Annotated in this window: 14 protein-coding genes; 9 read left to right on the top strand and 5 right to left on the bottom strand. The window is 71.4% G+C overall.

From position 1 onward, the window contains the following. Window positions 1–35: 35 nt before the first annotated feature. Window positions 36–2,636, bottom strand: a complete 2,601-nt coding sequence (locus GTY96_RS11635) for a right-handed parallel beta-helix repeat-containing protein (RefSeq protein ID WP_161664735.1) — start codon at window positions 2,634–2,636, stop codon at window positions 36–38. 351 nt (window positions 2,637–2,987) lie between these two features. Between GTY96_RS11635 and GTY96_RS11630 the strand changes: the two genes are divergently transcribed. From GTY96_RS11630 to GTY96_RS11620, 3 genes are all read left to right on the top strand, one after another. Next, the gene (locus GTY96_RS11630; RefSeq protein ID WP_143906564.1) at window positions 2,988–3,749 is read left to right on the top strand and encodes a hypothetical protein; all 762 of its coding nucleotides are present in this window, start codon (window positions 2,988–2,990) and stop codon (window positions 3,747–3,749) included. 266 nt (window positions 3,750–4,015) lie between these two features. Beyond that, window positions 4,016–4,675, top strand: a complete 660-nt coding sequence (locus GTY96_RS11625) for a cytochrome b/b6 domain-containing protein (protein ID WP_161664734.1) — start codon at window positions 4,016–4,018, stop codon at window positions 4,673–4,675. After that, complete coding sequence (locus GTY96_RS11620) at window positions 4,668–5,363, top strand: molybdopterin-dependent oxidoreductase (RefSeq protein ID WP_161664733.1); 696 nt, start codon at window positions 4,668–4,670, stop codon at window positions 5,361–5,363. Before GTY96_RS11625 ends, GTY96_RS11620 begins: the two co-directional genes overlap by 8 nt. Before the next feature lie 4 nt (window positions 5,364–5,367). On the opposite strand, the gene GTY96_RS11615 is transcribed toward GTY96_RS11620, so the two are convergent. Together GTY96_RS11615 and GTY96_RS11610 are read right to left on the bottom strand one after the other, a co-directional pair. After that, window positions 5,368–5,790: a hypothetical protein gene (locus tag GTY96_RS11615; protein ID WP_235685555.1), complete on the bottom strand. Its 423-nt coding sequence runs from the start codon at window positions 5,788–5,790 to the stop codon at window positions 5,368–5,370. 24 nt (window positions 5,791–5,814) lie between these two features. Further along, window positions 5,815–6,603 carry an alpha/beta fold hydrolase gene (locus GTY96_RS11610; RefSeq protein ID WP_143906572.1) on the bottom strand — a complete coding sequence of 263 codons (789 nt, stop codon included), beginning with the start codon at window positions 6,601–6,603 and terminating at the stop codon, window positions 5,815–5,817. 195 nt (window positions 6,604–6,798) lie between these two features. Between GTY96_RS11610 and GTY96_RS11605 the strand changes: the two genes are divergently transcribed. Next, window positions 6,799–7,536, top strand: a complete 738-nt coding sequence (locus GTY96_RS11605; RefSeq protein WP_143906574.1) for a class I SAM-dependent methyltransferase — start codon at window positions 6,799–6,801, stop codon at window positions 7,534–7,536. Between the two features lie 4 nt (window positions 7,537–7,540). Here the strand turns inward: GTY96_RS11605 and GTY96_RS11600 are convergent, their stop codons facing one another. Beyond that, window positions 7,541–8,161 (bottom strand): hypothetical protein, encoded by a 621-nt coding sequence (locus GTY96_RS11600; RefSeq protein ID WP_161664732.1) that lies wholly within the window; start codon window positions 8,159–8,161, stop codon window positions 7,541–7,543. Between the two features lie 328 nt (window positions 8,162–8,489). On the opposite strand from GTY96_RS11600, the gene GTY96_RS11595 reads away from it, so the two are divergent. From GTY96_RS11595 to GTY96_RS11585, 3 genes are all read left to right on the top strand, one after another. Further along, window positions 8,490–9,845 carry a sensor histidine kinase gene (locus GTY96_RS11595; RefSeq protein WP_161664731.1) on the top strand — a complete coding sequence of 452 codons (1,356 nt, stop codon included), beginning with the start codon at window positions 8,490–8,492 and terminating at the stop codon, window positions 9,843–9,845. Beyond that, window positions 9,842–10,795, top strand: a complete 954-nt coding sequence (locus GTY96_RS11590) for an SAM-dependent methyltransferase (RefSeq protein ID WP_235685554.1) — start codon at window positions 9,842–9,844, stop codon at window positions 10,793–10,795. Before GTY96_RS11595 ends, GTY96_RS11590 begins: the two co-directional genes overlap by 4 nt. A gap of 147 nt (window positions 10,796–10,942) precedes the next feature. Continuing rightward, window positions 10,943–11,344 carry a hypothetical protein gene (locus tag GTY96_RS11585; protein WP_186002101.1) on the top strand — a complete coding sequence of 134 codons (402 nt, stop codon included), beginning with the start codon at window positions 10,943–10,945 and terminating at the stop codon, window positions 11,342–11,344. A gap of 74 nt (window positions 11,345–11,418) precedes the next feature. Here GTY96_RS11585 and GTY96_RS11580 read toward each other — a convergent pair whose 3' ends face one another. Continuing rightward, window positions 11,419–12,780 (bottom strand): outer membrane beta-barrel protein, encoded by a 1,362-nt coding sequence (locus tag GTY96_RS11580; RefSeq protein WP_161664730.1) that lies wholly within the window; start codon window positions 12,778–12,780, stop codon window positions 11,419–11,421. 284 nt (window positions 12,781–13,064) lie between these two features. On the opposite strand from GTY96_RS11580, the gene GTY96_RS11575 reads away from it, so the two are divergent. Together GTY96_RS11575 and GTY96_RS11570 are read left to right on the top strand one after the other, a co-directional pair. Continuing rightward, window positions 13,065–14,315, top strand: a complete 1,251-nt coding sequence (locus tag GTY96_RS11575; RefSeq protein ID WP_161664729.1) for a metallophosphoesterase family protein — start codon at window positions 13,065–13,067, stop codon at window positions 14,313–14,315. Continuing rightward, window positions 14,312–17,512, top strand: coding sequence for an AAA family ATPase (locus tag GTY96_RS11570; protein ID WP_161664728.1), 3,201 nt, complete (start codon window positions 14,312–14,314; stop codon window positions 17,510–17,512). Before GTY96_RS11575 ends, GTY96_RS11570 begins: the two co-directional genes overlap by 4 nt. Window positions 17,513–17,808 lie beyond the last annotated feature (296 nt).

Below are 17,808 nucleotides of genomic sequence, written 5' to 3'. Positions count from 1 at the left end.
TCGCGCCGCGCGCACGCGGAGCGCGGGCGCCTGGATCAACGCACCGTCTGGTCCTGCGTCGTGTTCACGCCGTCGCCCGTCGCCGTGACCGTCAGCACGCCCGCCGCGCTGGCCCGGAGGTAGAAGATGCCCTCGCGCTGCGTGTTCTTGAGGACGACCTCCGTGACCGGCGCATCCGAGCAATCCGGCCGCAGGTGGAAGGTCGCCCCCGCGTCCGACGCGGCCAGCGCCACCGCGGGCACCGACAGCGTGGCCAGGTTGCCCACCAGGTCCCAGCCCTGCACCACCAGCGCCTCCGAGCACGTCCCCGCCTCCAGCGTCCGCGCGGGCGTGGCGAAGCCCACCCTTCGCTCCTCCCCCTGCGTCGTCACGTCCACGGCGAGGGCGTTGTCTGGATACACGGCGGGGTCGTAGCCATCACCGCTGATGCGATTGCGGCTGATGAGGTTCGCGGTCCCATTGTCGGAGACAGCGGCCTGATAGTTGTTCGTCAGGGCCTCCTTGCTCAGCTCGTTCGCGAGCACCGCGATGTTCTGGGAGCTGGCGGGCGGGCTGAAGTCGTCGCCTTCCGCCTGCAAGAGGCTGACGCCGACATCGTTCTCCGTCAGCGTGTTCTGCTGGATGAGCAGGTCGTGGCACAGCGCCCGTCCCGCGCCGTAGTAGGAGCCGCCCAGCACCAGGATGCCGGAGCTGTAGTCGCTCTCGAGCAGGTACGCATTGCCCTTCACCGCGTTGCCCACCACGCGCCCGGACACCCCATACGCCAGCTGGATACCGATGCGCGCGATGCGGTCCGTCGGGCCCAGCCCGTCGATGAGGTTGTCCTCCACCGTCACGTCCACCGGGCCCAGCACCACCACGCCCGCCTTCTGGTAGCCGGTCAGCCGGTTGCCCCGGATGATCACCGTCACGGGCGTGGCCCCCGGCGCGGTGTTGCGCACGTCGATGGCGAAGCCCTCCTGGCACCCGCCGACGTTGCCCGCCTGGTGCAGGTCCTCCACCACGGCGCCCTCGATGGTGCCGCTCGCGCCCTCCAGCAGGATGCCGCGCAGCCGGTCCGCGTCCGCGTCGCACACATCCGACAGGTTCCGCGCCGTCACGGTCAGGTCGAGCACATTCGCGACCGTGCCCCGGTTGCGCAGCACCGCGCCCTTGTAGTGGTCCCCTGCCCCGTCCTCCGATGCCGTCAGCGTGTGCGCCGCCCCGTTGAACGTGAGGCCATCCGGGATGAACACCGTGCCCTGCGTCACGCAGTCCTCGCGCAGCGTCACCTGTCCTGGCGACAGCGTGGTGGCGCACGCCGTCTCCAGCGCGCCGCAGCGACGGCCGAGCCACTCCACCGGGAAGGACTGGCGCGTGCTCGCGCCCGAGGCATTCGTCACCACCAACTCCACCGCGGGCGTCACCCCGGCGGGCACGCAGGACACCTCCGTCCAGTCCACCGTGCTCCCCGTGCCGCTCGTCACCGCCGTGCCGACCGCGCCCACGTTCGACGTCCAGCGGTACGTCAGCGACTCGCTCCGAGGATCCGTCGTCGTGACGGTGAACAGCACGCGGTCGCCTGAGATCGCGCTCGGGGCGGACTGGACGGCGGTCTCGACCACCGGGGGCGCGGACGCGCGCACGCACAGGTGCACGACCTGCTCGGTGCTTCCGCCGAAGCCGTCCTTCACTTCACCCATCAACTGACAGGCGCACGCCGGAGGTTCCGCCGTCGGGGTGAAGACGGGCAGGGCCAGGGTGCGGTCATCGAAGCGTCCCTCGCACGTCGCGCTCCAGGCGTACGTCAGCACGTCCAGGGGACCGTCCTCGTCCGTCGCCGTCGCCGACACCTGGACCTGTGTGTTCAGGCCCACTGGCTGGGGCTGGCCAATCGCGGCGGGCACGGGCGAGCGGTTGAAGCGCGTGTCCGTCAACGCCGCGTCCCCTCGCACGGTGCCCACGGCGACGCGGAACTGGAGCGTGGACCGGGCACCGCGCGCATCCGTGACCCGCACCTCCACGAGCGCGCCGTCCCGCGCCTCCGAGCCGTCTCCTGCATCCGCGGGCCGGAGCGCCGTCCAGGTGCACGTGGCCTCCTCGCACTCGAGCGTCCCCGAGGACGCGCTCCAGGCGTAGGTGAGCGCATCGCCGTCCAGGTCACGGGCCTGCGCTTGAAACGCCACGGTCTCGCCCAACGCCACGCGGGCCTTGGAGCCGATGACCGCGTGGATGAGCGGCGCATGGTTGGACAGGCCCGCCATGCCGGACTCCGGCTGGGGCACCACGACCACCAGCGCCTCACCGTACAAGGGCAGCTTCACCTTCGCGTCCAGGCGCGCCGTGGCCACGACCTCACCGGAGGCATCCACGGCGTCCACGCGCAGCCCGACCTCTTCCCCGGGGGCCTCCGGCTTCACGACGGCCGACCACGCGCGCCCCCCCTCCGGATCCAACGTCAGCGACGTCGCCTCGGTGGCGCCCGAGGCGTGCGTCACCGTGGACGTCACCCGGCTGGCCCCCACCGTCCGGGGCAGCTCGACCACCAGCCGAGCACCGCCCGACGGCGCGACGGAGAACTCGGGCTCCTCCTCCACGCAGCCCAGCGAAGACAGCAGCAGCGCTCCGACCAGGTGCACCAGGTGGATTCGTTTCATGGTCTGGGTGTCCTTGGGGCAGACGGGCGAGGCGGGAACGATATCGGGTCGTTCCCGGACGTCCAATCCACCGGGAGCGCACTCCCGGCACGACCCTGGCCATGGAAGTTTCCGCTCGGCGCAGCACCGCTCGGCCCACCGCGCTATCCGGGCAGTCACCCGCTCGTGGTCGCCGTCGAACTCCGGCGGCCTCGTGCACGCCTCGCTCGGTCGCCTTGATGCCCTGCCCAATGTGGCCTTGACGCACTCATGGCTCAGCGACCGAAGCTTGGGCAGACACACGCCTGCTGGCTGATCCAGTCGAATGACAGCTCAGTTGCCACGGCCTCATGGAAACATGAGGATGCCGCCATGAATCGTCATGGGGCGGTGTTACTGGTCCTGCTGGTCCTGATGGGTTGCGGTTCGCCGGTCTCGGAGCAGCGGGCCCTGCTCCAAGCGGGGTATGCCCAGAACCATCGCGGCGGCGATGGCTTCCGGGCCACGCGCTGGGGAATGACGCCCGACGAGGTGCGCGCGCTGCACCCGGAGGTCCAACCCACGACGCGGGGCGACCTCTTCATGCCCACCGAGCTGGCCGGACTGCAAGGCATGGTGCTCTTCGTCTTCACGGAGGGGCACCTGGGGAACGTGCTGGTGCGCTTCACGGAGACGTTCGACGTCCGCCAGGAGCACAAGGTGCTGGTGGACGCGATGGTGGCCAAGTACGGGCGGCCTCGCGGATACAGGACGCTGCTGAACAAGGAGGCGAGCCACGCCAACCGGCACAAGGTGGGGACGGACCTGTCCTGGCCACTCGCCTTCTTCACGGACACCCTCCCCCAGTCGCACCCCGGCCCCGGTGAGCCCAGCCCCAGCTACGCGGTCGCCGTTCCGCCGGACGCGGTCGCTCGCGCCGACGGCTTCGTCCGTCGCCTCCAGGCGCTCGTGACGGCCACGTGGCGCACGGACGAGACCTCCGTCTACTTGATGGGCGGCGAGGGCCTGAACGAGGGCCGCAGCGAGCGGATGCTGACCCTCCACTACGAGGGACGCGACTTCGCCCAGGTCGTCCGCGCCGACGTCTTCGAGGACATCGCTACGCGACGTCGCGCCCAGGCGGACGCGTTCTGAGGTGCGTGCGGGGAGCGCCCGCACCAACTCCTCGTTGATGGCCACCTTGCGCCCCAGCATGGCCTCTCCTGTTGCCCCGCCCCCCACCTCGCACGGGACCGCCAGGCAGGCGGCTGGCGCTCAGCTTGCCGACATGAGGGAGCGCTCAGCCCTGGGGCCTGGCCGCCATCCGTTGGACAACGGAGTCACCGCGCAGGCGTCCTCCATCGGGCAACCGTCCTCACGCCGCATGTCTCCCTTCACGCCCCGGTGCTGGGGTGCGCCGCGTGCAAGCACCCGAGCAGCGTCGTCCCCAACCGTGGCCCATCCGCCTCGCCCACTGGGCCAATGTGCCGTTGCTGGCCATCCTCGCCGCCAGCGGTTTGCAGATCCTCGCCGCGTATCCGCGCATGGGGCCTCGCGGGCACCTCTACTCGCTCTATCCCTTCCAGGGCGCCGTGCCTCCCTCCTGGCTTCGGCTGGGAGACTGGCTCGCGGGAGCGCGGCACTGGCACTTCGCGTTCGGCTGGTTCCTGGCCCTCAACGGCTGCGTGTACGTGCTCTACCTCGCGCTCAGCGGCGAGTGGCGCCGCCGCCTGTTCCTCCCCCGCCGCGATGCGCGCGACGCCGTGGCCACCCTCGCGTACTACCTGCGGATCCGCCCCGCGCCCGCGCAGCCGGGCCTCTACAACGGCCTCCAGCGGCTCGCGTACACCTGCGCCCTGGTCCTGGGCGCGCTGTCCGTCCTGTCCGGCCTCGTCCTCTACAAGCCCGTGCAGTTGCAATGGCTCACCGCGCTCTTCGGCGGCTACGACCCCGCCCGCGCCATCCACCTGCTGCTGCTCGTGCTGCTCGCCTTCTTCACCGTGGGCCACGTGGTGCTCGTCGCCCTGCACCCGCGCACCTTCGGAGAGATGGTCACCGGAGGGAGGAAGCCCGATGTCTGAGCGCATCCTCACCCGCCGCCACGTCCTCCTGGGCGCCGCCGCGCTCGGCACCAGCGCGTGTGACTCCAGCCGTCCCCGCGAGGGCTTCCTCGGCGTGATGGAGCGCTTCAACAAGCGCGTCCAGACCGGCCTCTTCAGCCCCACCCGGCTCGCCCCCGAGGAACCCGTCGCGCGCCTCACCCCGCCCGGCGACTTCCCCAAGTACTTCATCTCCGAAACCGTGCCCCTGGCCCCCGCGGACTGGCGCCTGGAGGTGGGCGGGCTCGTGTCCCGGCCGCGCACCTTCTCCGTGGAGGAGCTGCGACGGCTGCCCCGGACGGACTTCCGGATCCGCCACCACTGCGTGGAAGGCTGGACCGCGGTGGCGTCGTGGCACGGCGTGCGCATCATCGACCTGGCTCAGGCCGTGGGCGCCGACCCGCGCGCGGGCTTCGTGGAGTTCCGCTCGTTCGACCAGGGCTACTATTCGTCATGGGATGCGCCCAGCGCGCTGCATCCGCAGACGGTGCTCGCGTACGGCATGAACGGCCAGCCGCTGACGCCCGGCCACGGCGCGCCCCTGCGCCTCTATTCGGGCGTGAAGCTGGGCTACAAGATGGTGAAGTACCTCACCACCGTGCACTTCCTCCCAGAGGCCACGGGAGGCACCTGGGAGGACCGCGGCTACGAGTGGTTCGCGGGCGTGTAGCGCGTCAGCCCTTGCTATTGCCCACGCCCGGATGGAAGGGCATGAAGCCGCGCTTGCGCAGGGAATCACGCTCCGCGAGCAGCGCCGCCAGGGCGGCCTCGCGCGACGGGTAGTGGTTCACCGCCGCGCCGTTGATGGCGCCGCTGGTGGTCACGAACATGCGCGTCATCTCGTCGCCGCCGTAGCGGAACGAGCGGTGCGTGTTTCGCTCCAGCACCTCGCGGCGCTCCTTGCCGAAGGTGCGCCCCGCGGTGTGACGCACCACCAACCCGTCCAGGTTGATGAGCAGGTCCACCCGGCCCTTGAACTTCGCGAACTGCGCCTCCACCTCGCGCTTCCAGCGATACACGTCCTCATCCGATGCCAGGATGCAGTCGGTGAAGCTCGCCGTGACCACGTCGTTCTCGGCGTCGTGGTCAAAGGACATACTCCAAGCCATCGCGCGTCCCCCTCAGGCCTGCGCGGAGCTGCCCGCGAGGAAGGCCGACACCAGCGCCGCCGTCTCCGTCGGACGCTCCACCTGGGGGTAGTGCCCCGGCCCCGGCAGGTGCGCCAGCCGCGCGCCGCGAATGAGCGCCACCACCGACTGCTTCAGGAACGAGGGCGGCAGGAACGGATCATCCGTGGCCACCACCAACGTGGCCGCCGTGATGGCGGACAGCCGGTCCGCGAAGCCGCCCGCCGTCCAGGAATCGAAGCACTGCTCGATGGCGTCCCGCGCCACCTCGCCGGAGTCCTGGAGCAGCCGCTCCAACGACTCGGGGGAGAGCTCCTTGCAGGCCAGACTCAGGATGGTCCTCTGCTTCTCCCGGTCCCCCGCGGACGTGCGGAACAGCCCGGCCGCGTCCGAAGGCAGCGGCAGGCCCGACGCGGGCACCGTGTTGAGCAGCACCAGGCCGGTGATGCGCTCGGGCGCGTCGGCCGCCACCCACTTGGCGATCTGCCCGCCCATGCTGTGGCCCACCAGCGCGAAGCGCTTCGCCCCCGCGTGGTCCGCCACGGCCATGACGTCCTTCGCGTACTGCGCCAGCGTGTACCCCGACGCCGGCCGCCCGGACTTCCCGGAGCCGCGGTGGTCCGGGACGATGAGCCGCAGCCCCGTCAGGTCCAGCTTCTCCAACATCGCGTCCCACACCGCGCCGGACACCATCCACCCGTGCACCAGCACCACGTCGCGCGAACCCTCTCCGAGCACCCGATAGTGCAGGGGTGTTCCGTCCGTCGCGTTCGTCGTGGGCATGGGGGTCCTCTTCGGGGGGAAAGAGCGAGAAGTCGTCGCTTTACGGGGAAGCATAGCTAGCCATGACTAGGGCGCGGTCGTCCACCTGCTCGGAGGTTGCTTGAAACCTGGAAGGGCGGGCTGCCCCGTGGGGTAGGTGCCCGGAGGGAATGAAGGGTGGGAGTGGGTGGGCGCTTCCGGCAGACTCAGGGCGTCATGACGGACGCACGGAGCGGGACGGCGGGAGCGAAGCGCACGGTGTACTGCGAGGACGCGCTGGCGTGGCTGGAGGCACGGCCAGTGTTGGAGGGGTGTTCGGTGGTGGCGTCGATGCCGGACGTCTCGGAGTTCCCGTCCCTCACGCTGCCCCAGTGGAAGGAGTGGTTCGTGGGGGCGGCGGCGAAGGTGTTGTCGCGGGTGCCGGAGGACGGGGTGGCGGTGTTCTACCAGTCCGACGTGAAGAAGGACGGGGCCTGGGTGGACAAGGGCTACCTGGTATCGAAGGCGGCGGAGGCGGCCGGGTGCGAGACGCTGTGGCACAAGGTGGTGTGCCGCAGGACGCCAGGGACGGTGACGTTCGGGAGGCCGGCGTACTCGCACCTGCTGTGCTTCAGCCGGGGGCTGAGGGCGGACGCGGCGAAGTCCACGGCGGACGTCTTGCCGGAGGCCGGCGAGGTGACGTGGACGCGAGGCATGGGGCTGTCCGCGTGTCTGGTGGCGTGCCGCTTCATCCTGGAGCAGACGCGCACGCGCACGGTGGTGGACCCCTTCTGTGGGCACGGCACGGCGCTCGCGGTGGCGAACGCGCTGGGCCTGGACGCGGTGGGGGTGGAGCTGAGCCGCAAGCGGGCGCGCAAGGCGCGCAACCTCCAGGCGGCGTGGCTGGGCGGGAAGCTGGTGCTGTCCCAAGCGGGCGGCGACGACGCGGAGGACGCGCCGCCCGGCGAGGGGTGACGCCTCAGGCCGCCTGGGCGCCCGCGAGCGCCGCGTCCACGTCCTTCTCCAGCACGGAGAGGAACGCCTCGAACAGGGGCTCCTCCAGCGCGAGCGCGGACTCCAGCGTCGCGCCCACCTGGGCCAGGCGCTGCTGGCAGGCGTCCTCGATGGCGCGCCGGTGGGACTGCTCCTCCACGACGACGCGGCCCAGCTCCTCGCGCACCACGGCCTGCCGCGTGGCGGCCTTGTAGAGCGGGTAGAGCACCATCGCGCGGCGCTCCACCACGGCGGTGGTGAGCAGGTAGTGCAGGTACACGTCCGTCGTCCCGGTCAGCCGCGTCGCCCACTCCGCCAGCTGGCGGTCCAGCGACTGGAACCACGTCGCCGCCGCTTCCATGCTCAGGAACTCCGTCACGTCCTCGCGGCCCGCGACCTCGCACGCCAGCCGCTTGAAGATGAACGCGTGGCGCGTCTCGTCCGCCAGGTGCCCCAGCACCTCCAGCGACGGGTGCCGGTCCGCCACCGTGCGCGAAATCTTCCGCGCGCCGATGAACTCCATCAGTGACACCGTGTGCAGCCACCGCACTTCCAACTCGGGGGACTGGGCCAGCCGCCGCAACACCGCCTGGATTCTGTCGCGCATGGGCGCCCCTCTATCGCGGCCCGCACGCATGCCCAAGCGCTGTCGCGCGGGACAGGTGGAATCACGCAGGGCCGCCCACCCCCTGGCCAGGAAGACAGGGTCGGCGGACTGGCCAACAGTCTCCACGCCCCCGGGTTTGACCGGAAGGTCGCGGTCGCTCTCTGCTTCCCCCCGGGAAGGCTGTGCCTGGCACCGGGGGGTGGAGCCGCATGCGGCCGCAGTGGGGACACATCCAGCCGTCCGCTGACGAGCGGGTTCGCACGGCCGTTTCGCGGTCCGTCTCCCACGGCGCCTCCCCTCTTCCTCTCCTCACGGCCGGGGCCACCTGATGAAGTCCCCGCCCGCGTCCGCTCCCCGCGGGGTGACGGCCTTCCGCCGCTGGGTGCATGCCCAGGACGCAAGCCGGCTCCTCGCCTCGGAGCGCGTGGGCCCCTGTCTCGGCTTCGTCCTGCGGAGCACCGCGCTCCTGGGCGTCGTCACCTGCGTCCCCCGCGTGAGCGACTTCTTCGCCGTGCCCTTGGTCCCCGCGCTCGCGTGCTTCGCGCCCTGCGCCGTCAACACGCTCGCCTTCGCGGCCGTCCACTCGCGCCGCGAACGCGTGGCCCTGTGGGGCTGGCTGTGGCGGGCGCAGTCCCTGGCCCTCCTGCACTTCTTCCTCGCGAGCCTCATGGCGCTCGCCGCGATTCCCGGGGCCATCGTCTTCGGCGTGCTGCTCCTCTGCACCACCGCCGTGCACGGCCGGCGCCACCGGGTGACGTGGCGCGAACCGTTCCTCGTCGTGGGCACGCTCGCGGCCGTGCTCTGCGCGGCGCCCCTGGCCGCCAGCACCGGACACGCGGTGCTCTTCGTCGTCGTGGGCCCCGCGGCCCTGCTCGCGGAGCTGTACCTGGGCACGCTCGCCACGCGGTACGACCGGGCCCGCGCGGACGCCGACCGCCTGCGCGCCGCCGTGCACGCGCAGCTGCTGGAGCAGCAGGAGCGCGACGTGGGCCGCCTCACCCAGGCGATGGCGGAGATCCTCGGCCACCACCAGGAGATGGACCAGGCGCTGCACCACGCGGGCACCGCCGCGGACATGATGAAGGCGTTCGGCACGCAGCGCGGCCTCGTCGCGCGCACCGGCTTCGAGGACCAGGCCCGCCAGCTCCAGGACAGCCTGCGGCAGCTCCAGGAGATGGTGAAGGAGGTGCGCGCGAAGAGCCGCCGCTTCGCCGGCGCGGAGCCGGAGGCCGTGGACCTGGGGCTCGTCCTGGACTCCGTGCAGGCCCACGTGTCGCTGCGCTTCCCGGACGTGGCCATCCACATCCACGTGGAGCCGCCGCCGCGGCCACGCGCGCTCCTTCGCGGCGGCCCCCTCATGCTGCGCCGGGTGGTGGAGAACCTGGTTGTCAACGCATGCGAGGGCAATGGCGAACAGGGCGCATCCCGGGTCTACATCCGTGCGCGCACCGAACCGCTCAGCGGACGGCTGGAGGTGGAGATCGAGGACGACGGCCCCGGCTTCCCCCCAGAGCGACTCCTCGCCCCAGCGGAGGAGCTCTACACGACCAAGCCCCAGGGCACGGGGCTGGGCCTCTACACCAGTGAATGCCTGCTGCGCGCCAGCGGTGGCCTGCTCCACCGCCACAACGGGCCGGGCGGCGGCGCCCTGCTCCGCATCCTGTTGCCCCGGGAGTACCAATGAAGCCCCTGAGCGCTCTCTCCTCGACGTCCTCCTCCACGCTCGCGCGCGCCCTGGACACGGATGACGCCAAGGCCCCCGCCATCCCGCCACACCCGACGCCCTTCGAAGTGCGCGCCCATCACGAGTCCCTGGCCGCGCGCGGACTGGAGCGCTTCGGCCCCGGTCGCCGGGTGCATTGCCACACGGGACTGGTGGACCGGCTGCCCCCGCCTGGCGCGCCCGGCCCCGAGCTGCGCGATCGCCTCCGGGCCGCACAGGAGGCGCTGCTCCAGGAGCTGGCGCGCGCCATGGGCCGCATCCCGGACGGCTGCGAGGTGCTGGACATGGGCGGCATCCTGGGCGGCGGCGCGCTGTACTGGGCCCAGGAGCACCGCGCGTCCGTGACCGCGCTCGTGACCGTGCCCGCGCAGGTGGAGCGGGTGCGCCGGTTCGCGCTCGAAGCAGGCGTGGCGGACCGAGTGCAGCCCCTGCTGTGCACGGGCGAGGCGCCCTGGGAGCGCGAGCGCTACGACGCGATCATCGCCGTGGAGAACACCTGCGCCCTTCCCCGCGCGGAGTGGCTGCGGCGGGTGCACACCCGGCTCCGGCCCGGCGGCATGCTGGCCGTGGCGGATTGTTTCTGGGTGCGTCCCAGCGCGGTGCCTCCGTCCGACGACCCCTGGCGCAAGCACCTGGGCAGCATGAGCGCGTTCCTCGCCGCCGCGCACGACGCGGGCCTGGAGCTGGAGGCGCACGACGACGTGTCCGCGAGGACGGTGGGCTTCTGGACGCTCAGCTCGGAGCTGCTGATCCACGAGCACATGGCCCGCGCCGCCCCCGACACGCGCAGCCTGCGCGCCGCGCTCAACGCGGTGCGGATGGAGTCCCGGCGCGACCACCTGTGGCTGCAGCAGGGCCTGCTGGACGGGGGCCTGGAGTACGCGCTGCTCGTCCTGCGCCGCGAGCCCTGACGGCCGCCCTCCAACAGCCTTGCGAGCAAGCCCCTCCCGGGTCGGTGGGGGGGACGGCGGGCGGGCCCCTTGGAGCCCCCCGGACGATGCCCCCGCGCCCCTCCACCCCCAGCCTTGGGTTCGTCACATCCAACGGAGGGAGTGCGAATGGCGGGTTACACGCGATGGCTGGTGATGGGGGCGGTGGCGGGCGCGATGGCCCTGACCGGGTGTCAGAGCCGGGACCGCTCGTCGGAAAGCATGGCGCCCCAGCAGGGTCAGGGCTCGGGCGGCTCCGGAAGCAGTCAGAGCACGGGGAGCTCGACGAGCTCGGGCTCCACCGGTGAGGGCATGGGCGGCTCCGGGATGATGGACGCCGGCACGGGCGGCTCCGGGATGATGGACGACGCGGGCACCGGCGGCTCCGGGATGATGGATGACGGAGGCACGGGCGGCTCCGGGATGCAGGAGCCGACGAACTCCATGGACACCTCTGGCGACACGGGCTCCAGCAACACCACGAGCCCCTCCGGCGGCCACGACACCTCTGGGAACGAGTCCACGCACTAGGCGTGGACACGACCGCGACGCCTGACACACGCGAGGCGCGGGCGGGCACTGGATGCCCCGCCCGCGCCCGCGCCTCACAGCTTCACCATCAGCGCGGCGGTGAGGCGGTTCTCCGTCTTCACCAGGTCGGGGCTCCACCCGTCCACGAGTGACCCGGGCGCGCCCTGGTTGCCACCCGGCGGCGTGACGCCTCCCGGACCGGAGAAGTACGGCACGTTGGCGGCGCGGTGGTTGAACTCCACGCGGAAGGTGAGGAACGGCTGGGGAATCACATCCGCCGCCACCTGGAAGTCCCAGGCGCGGTAGCGGTCGCCCGGGCTCGCGGTGAAGTACGGCGTGCCCGAGGCCGCGGTCGCCCCGTTGATGGGCGGCAGCAGCACCAGGTAGCGCCCGGGGTTGGTGATGGCGCCGCCGCCCACCGTCAATGCCAGACGGTCTTGATGGAACCACATGCGGTGGTAGGCCATGAACCCCAGGAAGTATTGCGAGCCGCAATTCACGCCACCACCAAACTCACAGCCCGCGTCCAGCGTGAGGGACACCGCCGCCTTGCGGAGGAACCCGTTCGGCGTGTCGAGGTACTTCACCATCACGCTGTCATCCGTGTGCACGCGCTTGCGGCCCGGCGTCCCCAGCGTGTCCGTGCCGTAGTACTGGTTGCCCACCACCGACAGCCAGCCCGTGGGGCGCCACAGCAGCTGCCCGCCCACGCCGTAGCCCTCGTTGAAGCGGCCATACGACTGCCAGCCATTGACGAGCCACGGTTCGATCTTCAGGGTGTCGCTCACGAAAATCTGGGCGCGCACACCGTTGAAGAACCACGGCGTGTTCGACGACACGTAGGACGGCTGGTAGGTCCAGTTGTCCGCGTTGTAGTAACTCCACAAGCCGATGTAGCTCATGAAGATGCCAGCCTGCAGGTTGATGCCCTTCAGCGCGTCGAAGTGATAGCCGCCGTAGGCCTCGGAGATGTATCGGCAGGCATTGTCCAGGCTCCACTGTCCGCGCGAGGGGCTCGCGTCGTTGCGCGGCGTTGTCTGTGAATACATGCCGAACTGGGTCATCAGCCGGCCCATCACGTTCTTGTAGAGGAAGTCACCGCCGATCCCCAGCTGCGTGACCTGCACCTCGCCGTGGCGGAAGACCTCGCTGGAGCCAGCGAGGGTGTCGTCCTGGGGGCGGTTGAAGCTGTAGTGGTACGCGGTATCCAGGCGGAACTCGCCGGTGAACGGCCCATGGGACAGGGGCCTCTCGCTGGCGCCCGCGTTGCCGGGCAGCCAGGAGAAGTCCGCGAAGGCCAGCGGCGCGGGAGGCTCACCGGAGGGGACATCGGTGGGGACATCGGCCCCCGCGTGGGCGAGCGGAGCCACGGTGAGCGCCGCGAGCACAAAGGATGGCAACGGCGACAGGAACAGCCAGGAGGTGACGGGTCTCATGGCCTGCCCCCGAGTGCAGCCGTCGTACCGGGGCGCGGCCAGCGCCGGAGTCCAAGGACCTCGGTGGGTTGGCGATCCACTCGCGTCCTGGCGTCGTGCGGAATGCAGGGAGGGGAACGAGGCCTTCCCGCGAAGCGCAAGGGGCCTGCGAGGTGCCCACGCACCGGGTTTCCGCGGGTGGACTGCGCGTGCGACCCCGGGGTGTCCGGTGTGTCCACCGGTGCATCACCCTGGGGGGTGGGAAAGTCGGGTGGAGGGCGGGACTCGGGTAGTTTTCCCGCACGATGCGCTTCTCCTTCGTGCACGCCGCGGATCTGCATCTGGACACGCCGTTTCGGGGAGTGGCCACGCACGGCCCGCTTCTGGAGCGCTTCCAGCAATCCACCTTCCATGCGCTCGCGCGCATCGTGGACGTGTGCCTGCGAGAGCGGGTGACGTTCCTGCTGCTGGCCGGGGACCTGTTCGACGTGAGGGACCGCTCCGTGCGGGCGCGGCTGGCCCTGCGCGCGGAGCTGTCGCGGCTGGACCGGGCGGGCATCCAGACCTTCATCGTCCACGGGAATCATGATCCGCTGAGCGGGGACACGGGGACGCTGGGGCTGCCCGCGTCGGTGAAGGTATTCGGGGCGGAGTGGGAGGACGTGGAGGTGCGGCGCGAGGGCCGGCGCCTGTGCCACGTCCAGGGCGTGTCCTATCCGGACGTCGAGGTGCGCGAGAACCTGTCCGCGAGGTTCCGCCGCACTGGCGAGCACTTCAGCGTGGGCCTGCTGCACGCGAACCTGGGGAGCGACGCGGGCCACGCGAACTACGCGCCCTGCACGGCCGCGGACCTGGCGGCGGGAGGGCTGGACTACTGGGCGCTGGGCCACGTGCATACGCGCGCGGAGCACCTGCTCCCGGGCGGCGGCGTGGCGGTGTACCCGGGCAATCCGCAGGGCCGGCACGTGCATGAGACCGGCGAGCGCGGCTGCGTGGTGGTGGACGTGGAGGACGGCGTCGCGCGCCGGCGCTTCGTGCCGGTGGACCGGGTGCGCTGGCACCGGCTGGACGTGCCCCTGTCGGGAGTGGCGTCGCTGGACATGCTCCAGGCGGTGGCCACGGAGGTGGTGGAGTCACGGTGCGCGGAGGACTTCGACGGGCACGCGGTGCGCCTCACGCTGGCCGGGCGCGGGCCGCTGCACCGCGAGCTGTCGAGGCCGGGCGCCCGCGCGCAGCTGGAGGCGGACCTGCGCGAGCGGCTGGCGCGAGCACACCCGCCGGTGTTGCTGGAGTCGCTGCGGGACGGCAGTCGGCCGGAGGTGGACCTGGAGGCGGTGCGCGCGGGGGGCGGCTTCATGGGCACGCTGTTGGACGAAGCGCAGGCGCTGGCGCAGGACGGCGAGGCGCTCGCGGCGCTGTGGGACGAAGAGGACCTGACGACGCTGGGGCAGCGACTCAAGCGGCTGGGTGTGGACGCGCTGGAGGCGCCCCGACCGGAGCTGGTGACGCAGGCGGGGCAGCGGGGCGTGGAGCAGCTCCACGAGGAGGCGTCATGAAGCCGGGGCTGCGCATCAGCCGCTTCCAAGTGGACGGCTTCGGCCACTTCCGGGGCTATTCGGGGACACCGGGGCCCGGGCTGACGCTGCTGTACGGGCCCAATGAGGCAGGCAAGAGCACGCTGCTGGCCTTCCTGCGGGGCGTGCTGTTCGGCTTCGAGAAGCGAGGCCATCCGGAGCGCTACGAACCCGATGGCGCGCTCTTTGGCGGCGAGGTGTGGCTGGACACGGCGTCGGGTCCGCTGGTGGTCCACCGCCACGGAGGGAAGCGCGCATCGGAGGGCACGCTGACGGTCCGGACACCGGAGGGACAGCCCCTGCCGGAGACCCTGCTGGACCAGGCGCTGGCGGACGTGCCGCGCGAGCTGTTCTTCGAGGTGTTCGCCTTCCGGCTGGACGAGCTGTCCTCCTTCCAGAGGCTCGCGCAGCAGCGAGGCGTATCGGAGGCGCTGTTCGCCGCGGGCATGCAGGGCGCGCGGCGGCTGCCAGAGGCGGTGGAGCGGCTGCGCAAGGGCGCGGAGGGGCTGTACGCGCCGCGCGGGCAGAAGCCGGAGCTGAACCGGGTGATGAAGGAGTTGGAGGACGTGCAGCAGGCGCTGCGCGAGGCGGGAGATCGACCCGCGCTCTACTTCTCCACGCGCGACCGGCTTTCGGAGTGCATCGAGGAGGGCCACGCGCTGGAGGTGGCGCGCAAGGAGGTCGAGCGAGAACTGGACCACGCCTCGAGGCTGGAGTCCGCGCTGGGGGACCTGGTGGTGCTCGCGCGAGATCGGGCGGAGCTGTCCACGCTGCCAGTGCTGGACACCTTTCCGCCAGGAGCGGAGACGCGGCTCGAGGATGTACTTCAGCGGCGCAAGACGTACCGGGCGCAGCAGGCACAGCTGCAGGAGCGACTGGCCCCCATCGAGGAGGCAAGGAGGCGACTCGCGGAGCCCTGGCCCGTGCGCGAGCGCGCCGAGTCCCTGCGCGCGGCGCTGGGCACGTTCTCCGGCCATTCGGAGCAATTGCGCGCGCTGCCCGCGCGCAAGGCGTCACTCACGTCGCGGCGGCGGCAGTTGGAGCAGACGCTGGGGGAGTTGGGTCTCGCGGTGGACGCGGGCGGGCTGCTCGCGCTGGACCTGGGTGCGCGGGCGAGGGGCGAGCTGGAGTCGCTTGCCGGCCGGCTGGACGCGGCGGACGCGACCCTGACGGAGGTGGAGGCGGAGCAGGCGCGCACGCGCGAGGAGCGAGCACGGCTGGAGACAGCGCTGGCGCGGACACGAACGGAGGTGGCGACGCTGCCCGAGGCGCGTCCCGCGCAAGTGCGCCAGCGGCAGGCGGCGGTGGGGCGCATGCGCGTGGTGCGAGGGGACCTGGACCGGCTGGCGGAGCAGCGCTTGGAGCAACGCCGTCAGCTCGACAGCGGGCGAGCCCCGACGGAGACGGTACCGATGCACTCGCCGTTGCCGCTGTCGTGGGTGGTGGCGGCGGCGGGGGTGGCGCTGGGGTGCGCGGCCTTGGCGATGGGGTTGTCGGGATGGTCGATGGGAGTGCTGTGCGCGGTCGGAGGGATGTTGCTCGTGGGGCTGTTGCTGCTCGTGCGTCACCGAGTGGAGACGGACAGGAGGGCCAGCCTGGAGGTCCAGGCGGCGCGGCACCGCTGGAGGCAACAGGAGGAGGAGCGCTTCCGCGCGGCACAGGCGGCGATGTCCGCGCGCGAGGAGCTTCTTCAGCGGGAGCTCCTGCATGCGTCTGGCGCGGCGGGGCTGTCTCCGGGCGCGTCGCTGGCGGACCTGGCCGAACATGAGTCCCTGCTGGCGGAGCTGCTGACACAGGCGGAGCGCCGCGACCTGCTCCTGCGCGAGGAGGACACGCTGCGCACGGCCTGGGACGTAGCGGTGCGAGAGGAGCAGCGCGTGGAGGAGGCCCGGCTGCGAGCGGATCAGCGGGAGGGCGTCCTGAGAGAGGAGTGGGTGGCGTTCCTGGTGGCGCGGCGGTTCCCTGAGGCGCTGTCGGCGGCGTCGGCGTTGACGCTGTGGCGCGATGCCGCGGCGCTGCGTCAACGGCTGCTGGACCTGCGCACGGACGAGGAGGAGTTCGCGGTAGCGGAGGCCGCATGTAGCGCCACGACGTCGCGGCTGTTGGCGGAGGCACGGGTGGCGGGGCTACCGCCGGGGTCGGTTGAGACTGTGGCCGCGCGGGTGTCGCTGGCACTCGAGGAAGTGCGCACGAGGGCGGCGGATCAACGGCACCTGGACGGGCAGCGCGGAGAGCTGCTGGCGGAGAAGGCGCGGCTGGAGCAGCTGGCCCTGGACGAGGAACAGACGTGGGAAGCGCTGCTCGCGGAAGGGGGCTGCCAGGATGAGGCGTCGTTCCGGCGCCGCGCGGTCCAGGCGCGCAGGTACGCGGAGCTGGGAGGCCGGGTGCGCGAGCACTGCCAGCGGGTGCAGGCACTGACAGGCCTGGAGGAGAACGCGGCGCGCGAGCAGGTGCACGCGGCGGGAGGAGAGACGGGGTTGAAGGAGCGGCTCGCCACACTGCGCGAGCGCTACCGGGCGGAAGGAGAGCGTCACAAGGCGGTGCTCACGGAGCAGGGCAGCCTGAAGACGCAGCTGTCGCAGTGGGAGACGGATGACCGGGTGTTCCGGCTGCGCATCCAGGAGGAAACCCTGCGAGCAAGAGCGGCGGAGCTGGCGACACGCTACGCGGCGGACCGGCTGACGCTGGCGTTGCTAGGGCGGGCGCGGCGGCGGTTCGAGGAGGAGCAGCAGCCGCGGGTCATTCAGTTGGCGAGCGAGCTGTTCTCGGAGCTGACAGCGGGGCGGTACCGCCGGGTGTTCATTCCGGCGGGAGATGCGAGGGAACTCCGGGTGAGTGACGGCGCGCGCGACTGGAGCGCGGAGCAGTTGTCACGGGGCACGCGCGAGCAGCTGTTCCTGGCATTCCGACTGGCCGTCATCCGTGACTTCGGAGAGACCCGAGGCGCGCTGCCGCTCATCGCGGACGACGTGCTGGTGAACTTCGACTCGGAAAGAGCTCGAGGCGCGGTGCACCTCTTCGCCCGCCTGGCGGAGCATCACCAGGTGATCGCCTTCACCTGCCACCCGTGGCTGCGCGAGCACTTCGAAGCGGAAGGAGCCCACGTGCTGGAATTGCCCGGCGCGACGAAGCCCCCGCGCGAAGGGCCCAAGCCCCTGCGGGTCGTGTCAGGAGGATAGACCGCGTTGTGACGGCCGGATCTCCTCGCCTCCGCCGAGGCGCCCGTCGCGCGAAGTTGCATGTGATTGGGGATGTACTCACCAGCGTCGACCACACTCCGCCGAGGAGCTTGCGCATCACACGATCAAACAGCACGGACATGTGCCTGTCCCGGAGTGCCGCGGCGCAAAGTCAGTGCAGCACGGCGCAAGGACGAGCGCTCACGGGCCAGCGATCCGAAGCCCGCAAAGACAAAGCCCCTGGCGCCATGAGGCACCAGGGGCTTTCAAAAAGAATCCGGCAGCGACCTACTCTC

The sequence above is a fragment of the Corallococcus silvisoli genome, assembly GCF_009909145.1.
Classification (GTDB): Bacteria; Myxococcota; Myxococcia; order Myxococcales; family Myxococcaceae; genus Corallococcus; species Corallococcus silvisoli.
Note: the sequence above shows the minus strand (reverse complement) of the source record. Positions and strands in the feature narration are given on the sequence as shown.